At 49.6% G+C, this 16,175-nt stretch carries 13 protein-coding genes; all 13 read left to right on the top strand.

From position 1 onward, the window contains the following. The first annotated feature begins 226 nt into the window (after nt 1–226). Entirely contained in the window at nt 227–2,056 is a 1,830-nt protein-coding gene (mutL, locus tag H6995_13745; GenBank protein ID MCP5216061.1) for a DNA mismatch repair endonuclease MutL, read from the top strand. Then, nucleotides 2,056–3,015, top strand: coding sequence for a tRNA (adenosine(37)-N6)-dimethylallyltransferase MiaA (gene miaA, locus H6995_13740; GenBank protein ID MCP5216060.1), 960 nt, complete (start codon nt 2,056–2,058; stop codon nt 3,013–3,015). Before mutL ends, miaA begins: the two co-directional genes overlap by 1 nt. A gap of 322 nt (nt 3,016–3,337) precedes the next feature. Then, nucleotides 3,338–3,571, top strand: a complete 234-nt coding sequence (hfq, locus tag H6995_13735) for an RNA chaperone Hfq (GenBank protein ID MCP5216059.1) — start codon at nt 3,338–3,340, stop codon at nt 3,569–3,571. A 31-nt stretch (nt 3,572–3,602) separates the two neighbouring features. Then, nucleotides 3,603–4,862, top strand: coding sequence for a GTPase HflX (gene hflX / locus H6995_13730; GenBank protein ID MCP5216058.1), 1,260 nt, complete (start codon nt 3,603–3,605; stop codon nt 4,860–4,862). A gap of 121 nt (nt 4,863–4,983) precedes the next feature. Continuing rightward, nucleotides 4,984–6,147, top strand: coding sequence for an FtsH protease activity modulator HflK (gene hflK / locus H6995_13725; protein MCP5216057.1), 1,164 nt, complete (start codon nt 4,984–4,986; stop codon nt 6,145–6,147). Between the two features lies 1 nt (nt 6,148). Then, entirely contained in the window at nt 6,149–7,015 is an 867-nt protein-coding gene (hflC, locus tag H6995_13720; GenBank protein MCP5216056.1) for a protease modulator HflC, read from the top strand. 101 nt (nt 7,016–7,116) lie between these two features. Beyond that, the gene (locus H6995_13715; GenBank protein MCP5216055.1) at nt 7,117–7,302 is read left to right on the top strand and encodes a DUF2065 domain-containing protein; all 186 of its coding nucleotides are present in this window, start codon (nt 7,117–7,119) and stop codon (nt 7,300–7,302) included. A gap of 38 nt (nt 7,303–7,340) precedes the next feature. After that, nucleotides 7,341–8,522 (top strand): ATP phosphoribosyltransferase regulatory subunit, encoded by a 1,182-nt coding sequence (locus H6995_13710; GenBank protein MCP5216054.1) that lies wholly within the window; start codon nt 7,341–7,343, stop codon nt 8,520–8,522. Between the two features lie 68 nt (nt 8,523–8,590). Beyond that, nucleotides 8,591–9,883 carry an adenylosuccinate synthase gene (locus H6995_13705; protein MCP5216053.1) on the top strand — a complete coding sequence of 431 codons (1,293 nt, stop codon included), beginning with the start codon at nt 8,591–8,593 and terminating at the stop codon, nt 9,881–9,883. Between the two features lie 39 nt (nt 9,884–9,922). After that, entirely contained in the window at nt 9,923–11,167 is a 1,245-nt protein-coding gene (gene ispG, locus H6995_13700; GenBank protein MCP5216052.1) for a flavodoxin-dependent (E)-4-hydroxy-3-methylbut-2-enyl-diphosphate synthase, read from the top strand. A gap of 258 nt (nt 11,168–11,425) precedes the next feature. Further along, on the top strand, nt 11,426–13,216 hold the full coding sequence (locus tag H6995_13695) for an FAD-dependent oxidoreductase (protein MCP5216051.1): 1,791 nt from the start codon (nt 11,426–11,428) through the stop codon (nt 13,214–13,216). Next, complete coding sequence (locus H6995_13690; GenBank protein ID MCP5216050.1) at nt 13,204–15,078, top strand: 2-oxoacid:acceptor oxidoreductase subunit alpha; 1,875 nt, start codon at nt 13,204–13,206, stop codon at nt 15,076–15,078. Before H6995_13695 ends, H6995_13690 begins: the two co-directional genes overlap by 13 nt. Next, complete coding sequence (locus H6995_13685) at nt 15,075–16,124, top strand: 2-oxoacid:ferredoxin oxidoreductase subunit beta (protein MCP5216049.1); 1,050 nt, start codon at nt 15,075–15,077, stop codon at nt 16,122–16,124. Before H6995_13690 ends, H6995_13685 begins: the two co-directional genes overlap by 4 nt. The last annotated feature ends 51 nt before the right edge of the window (nt 16,125–16,175 follow it).

Here is a 16,175-nt window from a genome sequence, read left to right as displayed (position 1 = left end):
GTGATGGCTTGTGGAATACTTCATAGACAAAGCAATCTTACGGATTAAGCTGGCACCACTCAGAACGTAACAGCCTAAATTATATAGCGGTGGCAGCTTTACGGGCGAGTACAGCAGGTTGGAAAAATAGCAACAGACGTCTTTTCCGCTATTCTTGGTTGTTAATGCAGCCTCCCATCCTTTACCATGTCGTTTTGCTTCTAAGTCCCCAAAACCAAATCCAGCTATGTCACGTATCAAACTACTCTCTCCACGTTTAGCCAATCAAATTGCCGCCGGTGAGGTGGTGGAGCGGCCCTCGTCGGTTATTAAAGAGCTTCTGGAAAATGCTTTGGATGCCAATGCGACACAGGTGGAGATTGATGTTGATCAGGGCGGTGCGCGGTTAATTCGGGTGCGCGACAACGGGCAAGGTATTGAGAAGGATGATTTGCCGCTCGCGCTGAGTCGCCATGCCACCAGCAAAATTGAGAAGTTGGAGGATTTGGAACGGGTTTGCAGTCTGGGGTTTCGGGGCGAGGCTTTGGCGAGTATTGCCTCGGTGGCGCGAGTCACCCTGACCGCCAACACCCAAGATCAGGAGCAGGCGTGGAAAGTGGAGTGTGCCGGCCAGGAGATGGAGGCGCATGTCAGCCCGGCGGCGCATCCGGTGGGCTGTACGGTGGAGGTGCGGGATTTATTTTTTAACACGCCCGCCCGGCGTAAATTTCTGCGCACCGAAAATACCGAGTTCCGGCATCTGGAGGAGGTGATCAAGCGCATTGCCCTCAGTCGCTTCGATGTCGGATTTCAGCTGCGTCATAATCAACGAGTGGTGCATGCCTTAAAATCCGCCAGTCACGAACAGGATCGGGAGCGTCGGGTGATGACGCTCTGTGGCACGGCATTTATGGAAAACGCGTTACATATCGATGTTGAGGGTGGCGGTGTTAGGCTGCACGGCTGGGTCGGCTTACCGACCTTTTCACGCAGTCAGGCGGATTTGCAATATTTCTTTGTTAACGGCCGCGTGGTGCGCGATAAGTTGGTGACGCACGCGGTGCGTCAAGCCTACCAGGACGTGCTTTACCATGGTCGCCATCCGACCTACATCCTTTATCTCGAAGTGGATGCTGCTTTGGTGGATGTTAACGTGCATCCGACTAAAAGCGAAGTGCGATTTCGTGATGGTCGCTTGGTGCACGATTTCCTGTTTAGCAATTTGCACCGGGCCTTGGCGGATACCCGTCCGGGTGCCGACGGCGATAATCCAAAGCAAATAGCGGTGAGCGCTGAGCTTGGTCGTGCGCCTGTCGCAGCGCAATCTGGCATGCCGCTCTCTTCGCGGGGGTTTAGTTTTAAGCCGAGCAGCCAGCAGGTGCGCGAGCAGATGGCAAGTTACCAGAGTCTGTCGCAAACGGTTGATGAGATGGCGCTGCAGACTGAAGGTCAATGGCCGCGAGCCTTTGCTGATGAAGTAGAGGCTAGTGACGCACTGCCGCTCGGATTCGCATTGGCACAGTTACAGGGCGTGTATATTCTGGCGCAAAATCAGCAGGGTATGGTCGTAGTGGATATGCATGCGGCGCATGAACGTATTACCTATGAAAAGATGAAACATAGTTTTGCCGAGCATGGCGTCAAGGCGCAGCCTTTGCTGGTGCCAGTGTCGATTGCGGTGAGTGAGGGTGAGGCGAACTGTGCGGACGATAATGCAGCGGTGTTTGCGCAGCTGGGGTTTGTGGTTGAGCGAGCCGGGCCGGAAACATTACTGGTGAGGCAAATTCCGATGCTGCTATGCGAGTCGAATGTTGAGCAGTTGGTGCGTGATGTATTGTCCGATCTACTCGCACACGGACAGAGTGCGCGTATTCAAGAGCATATTAACGAGATATTGAGCACTATGGCCTGTCACGGATCAGTGCGAGCTAACCGTAAATTAACTGTGCCGGAAATGAACGCCTTGCTGCGTGAGATGGAACAGACTGAGCGCAGCGGGCAATGCAATCATGGTCGTCCGACCTGGACACAGTTGAGTATGGCTGATCTCGACAAGCTATTTTTGCGAGGGCGCTAATGGCGCAAAAAAAATTGGCGCTCTGTTTGATGGGCCCGACCGCCTCCGGCAAAACCGATCTTGCTATTGCGTTAACCCGGCACCTGCCTTGCGATATTATCAGCGTTGACTCAAGCTTGGTTTATCGGGGTATGGATATAGGTACAGCTAAACCCGATGCGGATACCTTAAAGCGGGCACCGCACCGGCTGCTTGATATCAGAGACCCGAGCGAGCCCTATTCGGCTGCAGAGTTTCGTCGGGATGCGTTAGTGGAAATGGAGAGCATCTGGCAAGCAGGCCGTATTCCCTTGCTGGTTGGCGGTACTATGCTCTATTTTAAAGTGCTGCGTGATGGCATTGCACCGATGCCAAGCGCAGATCAGGCTGTGCGCGAGAGAATCCAAGCCCAGGCTGACGAGATGGGCTGGGACGTGTTGCACCAGCAGTTGACCCAATGTGACCCCGTTGCTGCCCAAAAGATTCACCCGAATAACCCGCAACGCTTAATGCGCGCGCTGGAAGTCTATGAACTGACAGGTAAGCCAATGAGTGAGCATTGGCAGCAGCAGGTGGATCAAGGTCAGCACGAAACCGCCTCAGCCTATGAGCTCTGTTTTTTTGCGATCGCGCCACAGCAAAGAGCTGAACTGCATCGCCGGATAGAAGCGCGATTTAAACTGATGCTCGAGAAAGGGTTGGTGGATGAAGTGAAAGCGCTTTATAAAAGAGGTGATTTAAACTCGTCCATGCCAGCGTTAAGAGCGGTAGGTTATCGTCAAGTATGGGCGTATCTGGACAGTGAGTTGACCTATGATGAGATGGAACAAAAGGCGATTGTGGCGACCAGGCAGCTCGCCAAGCGCCAATTAACCTGGCTGCGTAGCTGGCCGGATTTGATCCGGTTGGACTCTGGCTCGGAAAATTTAATGGACGTAGTCTTGAAAAATGCTGTTTTATCACAATATATCATTGGCTAACGTCGGCATTTTTTGGGGTATCCTGAGTAAATTGCAGATCAGCTTGAGACAGCGGTTGCTGGTTGTATAACAGAAAGTCCGGTAAATCAGAATCTGGTAAAACAGAGTAATTGGATAAAGTTATTGAACTCTAGCAGAGCAATGTGAACCAAAGAGGCGGCTTGGGGCGATAATTTAGTTGAATTATCTCGATTATCGGGCGATAGTTGATTCAGTGACGCTAAATCCACGGGCACCGGGTTGGCTTTTACAGTTATAATCGCCAGCAAAACAATAAGCAATAATTTAGCAGCAATGCTGAAGTCTTACAGGAGCAATTTACATGTCAAAGGGGCATACATTACAAGACCCTTTTTTGAACGCTTTGCGGAAAGAACGGGTACAGGTTTCTATATTTTTGGTGAATGGCATCAAGTTGCAAGGGCAGATTGAATCTTTTGATCAATTTGTTATTTTGTTAAAGAATTCCGTTAGCCAAATGGTCTACAAACATGCTATTTCGACCGTCGTGCCGGCACGTAATGTGCAGATTCCAATGACGGAACCGGGTAGCTAACTGACATTCCAAGAAAGGTTGAGCTAAGTTTTTGTTTTTTGAACGTCCGCAAAGTGGTGAAAAAGCTGTTCTGGTTCATTTAGAGTTATCTGATGAAGAGGAGCAGGAAGATATTTTTGAATTTCAAGAACTTGCAAAATCGGCCGGAGCCTTCGCGGTTAATCTAATGTCCGCGAAGCTGTCACATCCTAATGCGAAATACTTTGTGGGCACCGGTAAGGTTGATGAAATTCGTCAATCAGCACGTGCCCACGACGCTGAGTTGGTTCTATTCAATCATGGTCTGACCCCTAGCCAGGAGAGAAATCTGGAACGGGAGCTTCAGTGCAGGGTGCTGGACAGAACCGGTCTCATTCTCGATATCTTTGCGCAGCGAGCACGTACTCACGAAGGAAAATTACAGGTTGAGCTGGCGCAGTTGCAATATATGTCGACTCGTTTGATTCGAGGCTGGACGCACCTTGAGCGTCAAAAGGGTGGTATCGGCTTGCGTGGACCGGGTGAAACGCAGCTCGAAACTGACCGTCGTTTACTGAGGGCACGTATTAAATCCATCGGTTTAAAATTAGACAAGGTTCGAAGGCAGCGCAACCAAGGCAGGCAGGCGCGTAAGCGGGCAGAAGTTGCTACGGCTTCGTTGGTGGGCTATACCAATGCTGGGAAATCGACACTTTTTAACCGCATGACTGCTGCCAACGTCTTTGCCAAGGATCAGTTATTTGCGACATTGGATCCAACCTTTCGACGTGTTGAAGTTGAGGGTATTGGTTCCGTCATTTTGGCAGATACGGTTGGTTTTATTCGGCACCTACCGCACAAATTGGTGGAAGCTTTTCAGGCAACTTTGCAGGAAACGAGCGAGGCAACTTTGCTCCTGCATGTGGTTGATGCGGCAGACGAGAATCGAGAAAAAAATATTGAACAAGTGAATTTTGTATTGAGCGAGATTCAAGCGGAAGCTGTACCTCGGTTAATGGTCTATAACAAAATTGACCAGCTGGCTGGGTTTGAACCGCGCATCGACCGCGATGAGACCGGTCGCCCATGGCGAGTTTGGCTGTCGGCACAAACGGGAGCCGGTATTGATCTTCTAATGCAGGCGCTCACGGAAAAGCTGGCGGATAACCTCGTGTCCCAAGAGCTGAAAATTTTATCCAATAATGGTCGTTTGCGTGCGGAGTTTTATCGACAGGGAGCCGTGTTAAAGGAATCTATCACGGAGCAGGGCGACTATCTGATTCAAGTACGTTTGCCAAAACAGGATTTAGATAGGATTTTGGCGCGCAATTAGCATCAAGAACTACCCATTTATGCTTGCAGCACAGAGCCCCGAACTCTAGAATGCGAAGCAATTTCTTTAAAGATATCGGCTTGCTAGAGGTATTAGCAGCTAACGAATGATGGAGAAGGCCATGGCCTGGAATGAACCGGGTAATCAAAAAGATCGAGACCCTTGGGGTGGGAAAAATAGCGGTGGCAATCAAGGGCCGCCGGATTTAGACGAGGCCATTCGTAAGCTCCAAGGTCAGCTCGGTAAAATTTTCGGTGGTAAAGGTGGCTCTGGATCTGGTCCGGGTGCCGGCGCAGGCAAGTTAAGCGGTGGCCTGTTTTCCGTGGTGCTTATCGTTTTAGCGGTGGGCTGGGCGCTCATGGGTTTTTATACCGTCGATCAACAGGAACGAGGTGTGGTGTTACGTTTGGGTAAATACCTAGAAACGGTGCCGCCGGGATTACACTGGAACCCTTGGGGAATTGATGAGGTTGCTAAAATTAATGTGACCAAAGTGCGATCACACAGTTCGCGGGGAACCATGCTGACGGAGGATGAGAACATTGTTGAAGTCAACTTATCAGTGCAGTATGTTATTTCTGATCCGAAAAAATTCCATCTGAGCGTGCGTGACCCCGAGTTAAGCTTGGTGCATGCTAACGACAGTGCGCTGCGCCATGTGGTTGGTAGTGCGGAAATGCATAAGGTCCTAACAGAAGGTCGCGAGCTGATTGCGCAGGATGTGCAAATTAGGTTGCAGAGCTATCTAAACCGCTATAACACCGGATTACAGGTAAGCAAAGTTAACATCGAGAATGCGCAAGCGCCAAAGGAAGTACAGGCGGCATTCGATGACGTCATTAGGGCGCGTGAAGATGAGCAGCGGGTGAAAAACGAAGCGGAGGCTTACGCCAATGGCATTATTCCTGTCGCACGCGGTTACGCGCAGCGTTTGCGAGAAGAAGCCAATGCCTATCGGGAAGAGGTTACTACCAGGGCGGAAGGTGAGGCCAGTCGATTCTTGAATTTGTTGGTTGAGTACAAAAAAGCGCCAGAAGTAACTCGGGAAAGGCTTTATCTAGACGCTATGCAGTCCGTTATTTCCAACAGTTCAAAAATCCTTATCGATGTTGAGGGTGGTAATAACATGATGTATCTGCCACTCGATAAAATTATTAACTCAAGCGGCTTGAGCACTGCAAAGGGTGGCAATATTGGAGAACGTCAGTTGGAAGAGTTGACGAATCAGGTTGTTGAGAAAATTAATGAGCGTCGATCCACCACCCGCATAAGGGAGGGGCGTTAAGATGACATCTAGATCATTAATAAGTCTGATCACTATTTTTTTGGTATTGCTGGTAGGCTTCCAGTGTATGTATATCGTCAGCGAACGTGAGCGCGCCGTGCTTTTAAAATTTGGTGAAGTGGTGAAAACTGATGTGCCACCTGGGTTGCACTTTAAAATCCCCTTCGTCAATAAGGTGAGAAAGTTTGATGGCCGTCTACTGACACTAGACTCGCAGTCACAGCGTTTTCTCACCCTGGAAAAGAAAGCGGTGATCGTAGACTCCTATGTCAAATGGCGCATATCTTCCGTGGAAAAATACTATACCGCTACATCCGGTGATGAGTTTGTTGCAGCAAGACTGCTCTCAGCGCGGGTTGATACCGGATTGCGCAACCAGTTTGGTGAGCGTTCCATGCATGAGGTAGTATCAGGTGAGCGGGATGAGCTAATGACTGAGCTTACTCATAATTTGAATGACATAGCACAGAAAGAATTAGGCATGGAAGTATTGGACGTGCGGGTTAAGGGCATTGATTTGCCGCCGGAAGTCAGTAGCTCAGTGTTTAACCGGATGGCGACCGAGCGTGACCGGGAAGCGAGAGACCATCGCGCCAAAGGTAAAGAGCTGGCGGAAGGTATCTCCGCTGATGCAGATCGACAAAAAACAGTCATTGAAGCCAAAGCCTTTCGCGATGCTGAAAAAATACGCGGTGAGGGTGATGCGCTGGCCGCAGCCACCTATGCGCAAGCCTATAACCAGGATCCTGAATTTTATGCGTTTTACCGAAGCCTGAAGGCCTACAAGGAAACCTTTAGTAACAAAGGTGATATTCTGATACTTAAACCCGATAGTGAATTCTTTAAATACCTTAACAAGAAGAAGTAGTGCTGTTATTTAATTGATGCGTTTGAGGTATAATCACTAACTTATTAGTCCAGCCGGGGGAGCCCCCGGCTTTTTTGTGAAAAGGTGGTTCGTAATTGAGCATATGGCATGAGTTAGCCGTGGCTTTTTGTTTAATGATGGTGATCGAGGGCATCCTGCCGTTTATTGCGCCGCAACGATGGCGCAAAATGGTGCAGATGATCGCTGAAGTCGACGATCGCAATATGCGCACCATGGGGCTTATTAGCATGTTAATCGGCACAGGGGTTCTGTACCTGATTAACTAGGGCCTGTTAGCGGCCGTTAGGATAGAATTAAGCATAAGATGACAGATTCAAATCGTTGGTTATTACCGGATGGCATCGATGAAGTGCTTCCGCCGCAGGCGTGGAGGGCAGAATCTTTGCGCCGTAAACTGTTGGACTTATACCGCAGCTGGGGATACGAGTTAGTACTGCCGCCCTATATTGAATATCTGGAGTCCTTACTAACCGGGATCGGTTCGGATTTGGATATCCAGACGTTTAAGGTGACAGACCAATTAACTGGGCGCTTGATGGGAATTCGTGCCGACATGACGCCTCAGGTGGCGCGCATTGATGCACATAGCCTCAGACACCAGGGCCCGGCCCGTTTTTGTTATGGCGGTAGCGTTTTACATACGCGCGCGCCGAATATTTCTTCAACCCGCAGCCCGATCCAAATGGGCGCAGAACTGTTTGGATGTGCGGATATCGCTGCCGATAACGAGATCATTAGTTTGATGCTGGAAACTATCAAGCTGGCGGGTGCAGAACGAGTTCATCTTGATCTTGGGCATGTTGGTATTTACCGGGGCCTGGTCAGCATGGCTGAGTTAAGTACGACACAGGAAGCGGAGCTGTTTGGTTTGCTGCAAAGCAAAGCGAAAGCTGATGTGGAACGGTTTGTCGCAGACAATGTTACGGCCAAAGATGTGGCGCAAATGCTGGCCAAATTGGTTCGTTTGAATGGTGGCTATGAAGTTTTGTCTGAGGCGAAAGAGTGTTTTAAAAATGCACCTCAGTCTGTGTTGCAAGCACTAGATATGCTTACAGAATTAGGCCAATCACTGGCTGCGCTATATCCAGAAGTTGATCTGTACTTTGATTTAGCTGAGCTGCGCGGTTATCAATATCACACCAGTATGGTTTATTCCGCCTATGTCGCTGGGCATGGGCAGGCGATTGCAAAGGGCGGTCGCTACGACCATATTGGAGAGGTTTTTGGAAGGTCGCGTGCAGCAACGGGGTTTAGTGCCGATTTAAAAGCATTGATCAGGTTGGCGCCAAGCCGAACTGACGTACCAAGAGCAATTGTCGCGCCACGTAATAATGCTCCCGCCTTAGCGGCAGAGGTGCAACGATTGCGTGCGAAGGGTGAAGTTGTGGTTTATCAGTTACCAGAAGACTGTAAGAGTGGCAGCCAGTTTTGCTGTGATCGACTGTTAGTGATACGGGATGGGGAATGGGTGATCGAGTCTATTTGAGCGTGAGGAAATCCTGCGAGTGAATAGAGTAATTATTAACAAGCACATCAATTAGATTGAGTTTATAAATGGGTAAAAATGTCGTCATTTTAGGCACCCAATGGGGTGACGAAGGAAAGGGTAAAATCGTTGATCTGTTGACGGATCAAGCCAGTGCTGTGGCGAGATTTCAGGGTGGCCATAATGCGGGCCATACTCTCGTTATTGAAGGTAAGAAAACAGTTTTACACTTGATACCCTCAGGTATCTTGCGTGACGATGTGCTCTGTTTGATTGGCAACGGCGTCGTGTTGTCTCCGCAAGCGTTGTTGGAAGAAATGGCGGGTCTTGAGCAAAGTGGCGTGCCGGTGCAAGAACGGCTACGAATCAGTGCGGCCTGCCCACTGATTTTACCGTATCACACTGCCTTGGATCAGGCGCGGGAAATTGCGCGCGGTGAGGCAAAAATCGGCACCACTGGACGTGGCATAGGGCCCGCCTATGAAGATAAAGTGGCGCGTCGCGGATTGCGTTTGGGGGATTTATTGGATGCGAATAGATTTGCCGGGCAGCTTAAGGAGGTCATGGAATATCATAACTTTACGCTAACCCATTATTACCAGGCGGCGGCATTGGATTATCAGCAGGTGTTGGATCAAGCCCTGGCACAGGGCGAGCAAATTGAACCGATGATTGCTGATGTCACCGGACTGTTACACCAATACCGTGAGCAGGGTCGTAACCTGTTATTTGAGGGCGCCCAAGGGTCGTTGCTGGATATAGATCATGGCACCTACCCCTATGTGACCTCATCCAATACAACGGCTGGTGGCGCCAGCACTGGTAGTGGATTTGGCCCCCTTTATTTGGATTACGTGTTAGGTATTACTAAAGCCTATACCACGCGCGTTGGTGCCGGTCCGTTTCCTACGGAACTATTTGATGACATGGGTAAGCATATGGCCGAGCGTGGCCACGAATTTGGTGCTACCACCGGGCGTGCACGTCGTTGTGGCTGGCTGGATCTGGTTGCGCTTAAGCTCTCGATGCAGATCAATAGCGTGAGTGGTATCTGTCTGACTAAACTGGACGTATTGGATGGCTTGCAAACCATCAAGGTTTGTGTCGGTTATGAAGGTGTTGGGGCAAAAGATCATTGCCTATTTAGTGCAGAAAAACTCGCTACACTAAAACCTATTTATGAAGAGATGCCGGGCTGGGTGGAGTCTACCGTAGGTGCCAAGGCGCTTGAACAGTTGCCACAAAATGCTCAGGATTATATTGCTTATATCGAGGAGCGTTTGGGCGTGCCAGTTGATATCATTTCTACCGGCCCGGATCGTGAGGAAACGATTGTCCTGAGGCATCCCTTTTCCGAATAGACAGGAACTGTTGGCTAACCCCCGACATGTTTTGGCCAGATGAGCGCTTTTGCGCAGGATAACAAAATGGTTGTGAGATCGGCTAGCATTCAGCGGGCTGCCGTTAAAGTTGGCGAACTTATCATTGGGGGCAATGCCCCCGTGGTGGTGCAGTCCATGACCAATACCGATACGGCTGATGTTGCCACAACTGTGCGTCAGGTTGCACAGCTAGCCCAGGCGGGTTCTGAGTTGGTGCGTTTGACGGTCAATAACGAAGCAGCCGCACAGGCCGTTCCAGTTATTGTCGAGCAGCTGGCAGCGCAAAATATCTATGTTCCCCTCGTCGGTGATTTTCATTTTAACGGGCATAAGCTACTTTCTCGTTTTCCCGACTGTGCGCAAGCACTGGCCAAATATCGCATAAACCCAGGTAATGTGGGACGCGGCAAAAAGAAAGACGAACAGTTTACCACCATGATTGAGATCGCCTGTCAGTACCAGAAACCGGTACGCATTGGTGTCAATTGGGGTAGTTTGGATCAAGCCTTACTGGCGAAACTGTTGGACGAGAACCGTCAGCTAAAAGCACCGAAAGACCTTAATCTGGTGCAGGCCGAAGCGTTAATCGCTTCCGCGCTGGAAAGCGCGGCGATGGCTGAAGCAATCGGGCTACCCCACAATGCTATCGTGATTTCCTGTAAAACCAGTTCCGTACAGGAGCTAATCAATATTTATCGACAGCTGGCCAGTCGCTGCGATTATCCTTTACATTTAGGCCTGACCGAAGCCGGTATGGGATCGAAAGGTATTGTTGCTTCAACCGCCGCGTTGTCGGTGTTATTACAAGAAGGCATCGGTGATACTATCCGTATTTCTTTGACACCTGAACCCGGTGGCGACCGCACTAAAGAGGTGACTGTCGCGCAGGAGATTTTACAAACTATGGGATTGCGCTCCTTCACGCCAATGGTGATCGCCTGTCCCGGCTGTGGTCGAACCACTAGCACCTATTTCCAACAGCTCGCTGAGGATATTCAAACCTATTTGCGCCAGCAGATGCCAATTTGGAAGCAGACCCGTCCAGGGGTCGAGGATATGCGGGTGGCGGTGATGGGTTGCGTAGTGAATGGGCCTGGAGAAAGTAAACACGCCAATATTGGCATTAGTCTGCCGGGCACAGGTGAACGCCCAGTCGCTCCGGTATTCGTTGATGGTGAGCGCACAGTCACTCTTAAAGGCGATCGAATCGCCGAAGAGTTCCAGGTCATTATTGAACGTTACGTTGAAAGCAATTACTCATAATGCCAGCGATATGAGTTAATTTGAGCGCTCGTAAGAAAGATGATTTTTTTATCGGTTAGCCATGACCGATGACTCGGGATGTAATAATATTTAATGACAAAATTACAGTATCTAACTTTCGTACCTTACCAGACAATTTTTTGCACACTGGTAGTCAAGACAGCCGTGAAATAGCGGTCTATGATACTTATTACAGAATAGGCCTGATTCGGCCTGCCAACGACCACCGTACCTTTTATTTAGTGGAGACATTGAGCTTTGAAAGCCACCGATATAACGAACCCGGAATACTTCCATAAGGTTGTGGACTGTCAGTATGGATGCCCTGCACATACGCCAGTGCCGGAATATATTCGGCTGATTGCAGCGCAGCGCTATGCCGATGCCTATATGGTGAACTGGGATTCAAATGTGTTTCCGGGCATATTGGGGCGTACCTGTGACCGTCCCTGCGAGCCAGTCTGTCGTCGCGGTCGGGTTGAGGAAAAGCCAGTAGCCATCTGTCGTTTAAAACGGGTTGCGGCAGACAATAAAGGCGATGTTTCCGCGCGTATGCCAAAAATACCTACGCGCAAAAATGGTAAAAAAATTGCGCTGATCGGCGGTGGGCCGGCATCCCTTACGGTAGCAAGAGACTTAATGCCGCTTGGCTACGAAATTGATCTCTATGATGACCAAGCCAAAGCCGGTGGTATGATGCGCAGCCAGATTCCGAGTTTCCGGTTGCCGCCACAAGTGTTGGATGAGGAAGTGAATTACATCCTTGATATGGGTGTGAAGGCTACCTTCAGTACCTACGTCGACAGCTTGAAAGATATGCTGGCTAAGGGCTACGATGCCGTGTTTGTAGGCACCGGGGCCCCCAGCGGTAAAAACCTTGATGTTCCGGGGCGGGAAGAAGCTAAAGCTAACATACATGTTGGTATCGAGTGGTTGGCCAGCGTCGCCTTTGAACATACCAGCACTATTGGTAAACGCGTGATTGTGCTCGGTGGTGGTAATACAGCGATGGATTGTTGCCGTACCGCCAAGCGGCTTGGTGGTGAAGATGTCAAGATCATCGTCCGCTCTGAGTTCGATAAAATGAAAGCCTCGCCGTGGGAAAAAGAAGACGCCATGGCGGAGTACGTCGAGTTTCTTAACTGCCATGTCCCCAAAGAATTTGTTCATGAAAACGGCCAGTTGACCGGTATGTTATTTGAAAAAGTGGAAGCGGTTTATGATGAGCAGGGAAGACGTAACCTAGTGCCAACGGGGGAGGATTTGGTTCATGTCGAGTGCGATGATGTTCTAATTGCTATTGGCCAAGATAATACTTTCCCTTGGATTGAACGCGATCTCGGTTTGGAGTTTAACCGTAAAGGTATGCCGGTGGTGGATAAGGTGACTTTCCAATCGACACATCCGAAAGTCTTCTTTGGTGGGGATGCTGCTTTTGGTCCTGAAAATATTATTACCGCAGTGGCACAGGCGCAGCAAGCGGCGATTTCCATCGATCTGTTTTGTAAAGGCAAAGAGTTGGTTGCGGATCGACCCGGTCCCGGGGTGACCCTGACCAGTCAGAAAATGGGTGTGCATGAATGGAGTTACGATAACCAAATTTCCACAGAAACACGTGTTCCGGTACCTCATGCGGATAAAAAGTTGGCGCTGTCAGATCGCAAGGTAGAAGTGGAGTTGGGTTTCGATATTGAACTGGGTTTCCAGGAAGCGGCGCGCTGTTTGAACTGTGATGCACAGACGGTTTTTACTGAAGACAAGTGTATCGAGTGTGACGCTTGCGTGGATATATGTCCGACTGACTGTATCAACTTTTTGTCAAATGCGAGTGAAAAAATTCTACGCCAACAAATGCGTGTCCCCGCAACAAACCTCGATCAGGATATCTACACCTCAACCAAGCTGAAACAGACGGGTAGAGTCATGGTGAAGGATGAGAATGTCTGTCTACACTGCGGCCTTTGTGCAGAAAGGTGTCCAACAGGAGCCTGGGACATGCAGAAATTTTTATATAACGTAAGTAAGGCTGGGCGAACATGCGCAGGATAGAAGCAGTCAACGATTTTGTTATTAAGTTTGCAAACGTCAACGGTACCGGTTCTGCCAGTGCCAACCATATGTTTGCGAAATCCATTTTTCGAATGGGGATCCCGGTTAGCCCACGCAATATTTTTCCTTCGAATATTCAGGGGCTTCCCACCTGGTATGAAGTGCGGGTAAGCCAACGGGGATACCTGGGCCGTCGTGGTGGCGTTGATATCATGCTCTGTGTTAATCCGCAAAGCATGGCCGATGATATTCAGAGTCTGGATCCGGGTGGCTATTTTATCTATGACTCCACTAAGCCACTCGATACTCGCCTGATGCGCAAAGACGTTGAGTTTATCGGCATTCCATTTACGCAAATTTGTTTACGCGAATATGAAGATGCCAGGTTGCGGTTGCTGTTTAAGAATATGATTTACGTAGGTGCATTAGCGGCGCTGTTGAATATTGATTTTGCCGTACTCAAGGATTTGGTTTCTGACCAGTTCAAAGGTAAAGAAAAATTAATAACCCCCAACGTGCATGCCATGGAGCTGGGTTATCAATATGCGATAGAGAATTTCAGCTGTCCGTTAGGGGTTCGCGTTGAGCGTGCCAGCGAGATCGGCGAGCACATCTCCTACACGCACCATATTCTGATGGACGGTAATACGGCGACGGCTTTGGGTGCGATTTATGGTGGCGCAACTGTCGCCGGATGGTATCCGATTACGCCCTCCACATCAGTGGTGGAAGCCTTCGAAAGATATGCGCGACGGCTACGTATCGATCCGGGTACGGGTAAAAATAACTTTGCTATTGTCCAGGCAGAAGATGAATTATCGGCCATGGGTATCGTGCTGGGCGCGGCTTGGAACGGTGCACGAGCCTTTACTGCAACCAGCGGTCCAGGGTTGTCGCTGATGACAGAATTTCTTGGCTTAGCCTACTTTGCTGAAGTACCGGTGGTATTGATCAATGTGCAGCGAGCGGGCCCCTCGACAGGCATGCCGACGCGCACCCAGCAGCCGGATATTTTAGCGGCCGCTTATGCATCACACGGTGACACCAAGCATGTACTGCTGTTTCCCTCGACGCCGCGTGAGTGCTTCGATATGTCGGCGCAAGCTTTCGATTTGGCGGATCGCCTGCAGACTCCCATTATCATGATGTCGGATCTTGACTTGGGTATGAACGAACACATGTCGCCACCGTTGGAATGGGACGACAGCCGTAAATTTGATCGTGGCAAAGTACTAACGGCAGAAGATCTCGACAATATGGATGCGCGTTTTGGCCGTTACTTGGATACGGACGCAGACGGTATTCCTTATCGCACCTATCCGGGAACACATCCGGAGAAGGGTGCCTTTTTTACACGCGGATCATCGCGCGATGTTTACGCTACCTATACCGAAGATGGCGAAGCTTACGTTCATAATATGCAGCGTTTGCTGAAAAAGTTTGAGACTGCCAAACGCTATGTGCCAGCGCCGAAGATCAAAATGGCGAAGCAAAAAACCTCGGTTGGCGCGCTATTTTTTGGCACCACCGCATCGCCCTGCTATGAAGCGGTTGAAATGCTGGCCAAAGAAGGACATGCGATCGATACCATTCGGATTCGTGCTTTTCCCTTTAATCAGGATGTTGAGAAGTTTATTTCTGAGCATGAGATGGTATTTGTGATTGAACAGAATCGCGATGGCCAGTTACGGCGTTTGCTGATCAATGAAGGTGAATTACCGCCGAATAAGCTGATCTCCATTTTGCATTATGACGGTATGCCGATCACTGCACGCAGCATCGCTATGAGCATGCGAGATTCGTTATCCGACAACAAAGTCACGCCGATTACTCGTAAAAAGGCGAAGAAGGTGAAGTCATGAGTTATTCTAAACCGAAATTCAGGCACCCGGAGTTACCCACCAATGAGCTGGGGTTCACCAAGCGTGATTATGAGGGCGCGATTTCAACGCTTTGTGCAGGCTGTGGGCACGACTCTATCAGTGCGGCGATTCTAAATGCCTGTTTTGAAATGTCGATCCAACCGCACCGAGTCGCTAAATTATCAGGTATCGGTTGTTCCTCTAAAAGTCCGGCCTATTTTTTAGGTAAATCGCATGGTTTCAATTCCGTGCACGGACGTATGCCGTCGGTCGCGACGGGCGCTAATCTGGCCAACCGTGACCTGATTTACATTGGCATTTCCGGCGATGGAGACTCCGCATCGATTGGCTTAGGTCAGTTTATGCATGTGGTGCGACGTAACCTGAATATGCTCTATGTTGTGGAAAATAACGGCTGTTATGGTTTAACCAAAGGCCAGGATTCCGCCACTGCTGATTTAGGTTCGGCTACCAAAAAAGGTAACGCCAACCCCTATGAGCCGATGGACTTAGTGAGTCTGGCGTTACAGATTGGCGCTACCTTTGTGGCGCGCAGTTTTTCCGGCGATAAAAAACAGCTGGAGCCTTTGATTAAAGCGGCCATCACCCATAAGGGATTTGCCTTAATCGACGTGGTTTCACCCTGTGTGACCTTCAATAACAGTGTGACTTCGACCAAGGGCTACCAATACGTGCGCGAGCACATGAGTCATATGGCGGTAGATTTTGTGCCGATGCGTGAAGAAATCTGCACTAGCTATCAAGCGGGCACCACACAGCAGGTCTGTATGCATGATGGTTCAGCGGTTCATTTGCACAAGACGGGTGCTGACTTTGATATCCATGACCGTCATGCGGCGATGGAAGCGGTCTATCAGCACAAGAAAGCCGGTGAAATTTTAACGGGATTGCTTTATATGGCGCACGACTCCGATGACCTGCATGAGGTGTTAGGTACCGTATCCAAGCCACTCAACGCACTAAGTGAAAACGAACTATGCCCGGGCAGTCGTTTTCTCGACAGTATCAATGAAGGTTTAAGATAGCGATCATCGGTTTAGATTGGCGTCGAAATTAATTTGGCTTCGACGCCAGTT

It is taken from the genome of Pseudomonadales bacterium (genome assembly GCA_024234615.1).
In the GTDB taxonomy this organism is placed as follows: Bacteria; Pseudomonadota; Gammaproteobacteria; order Pseudomonadales; family IMCC2047; genus JAJFKB01.
Note: the sequence above shows the minus strand (reverse complement) of the source record. Positions and strands in the feature narration are given on the sequence as shown.

Coding starts and splice junctions, on each gene's coding strand:
- hflC (MCP5216056.1), top strand. CDS start 6,149: ATGACATCTAGATCATTAATAAGTCTGATCACTATTTTTTTGGTATTG.
- hflK (MCP5216057.1), top strand. CDS start 4,984: ATGGCCTGGAATGAACCGGGTAATCAAAAAGATCGAGACCCTTGGGGT.
- mutL (MCP5216061.1), top strand. CDS start 227: ATGTCACGTATCAAACTACTCTCTCCACGTTTAGCCAATCAAATTGCC.
- ispG (MCP5216052.1), top strand. CDS start 9,923: ATGAGCGCTTTTGCGCAGGATAACAAAATGGTTGTGAGATCGGCTAGC.
- H6995_13685 (MCP5216049.1), top strand. CDS start 15,075: ATGAGTTATTCTAAACCGAAATTCAGGCACCCGGAGTTACCCACCAAT.
- miaA (MCP5216060.1), top strand. CDS start 2,056: ATGGCGCAAAAAAAATTGGCGCTCTGTTTGATGGGCCCGACCGCCTCC.
- H6995_13690 (MCP5216050.1), top strand. CDS start 13,204: ATGCGCAGGATAGAAGCAGTCAACGATTTTGTTATTAAGTTTGCAAAC.
- H6995_13705 (MCP5216053.1), top strand. CDS start 8,591: ATGGGTAAAAATGTCGTCATTTTAGGCACCCAATGGGGTGACGAAGGA.
- H6995_13710 (MCP5216054.1), top strand. CDS start 7,341: ATGACAGATTCAAATCGTTGGTTATTACCGGATGGCATCGATGAAGTG.
- hfq (MCP5216059.1), top strand. CDS start 3,338: ATGTCAAAGGGGCATACATTACAAGACCCTTTTTTGAACGCTTTGCGG.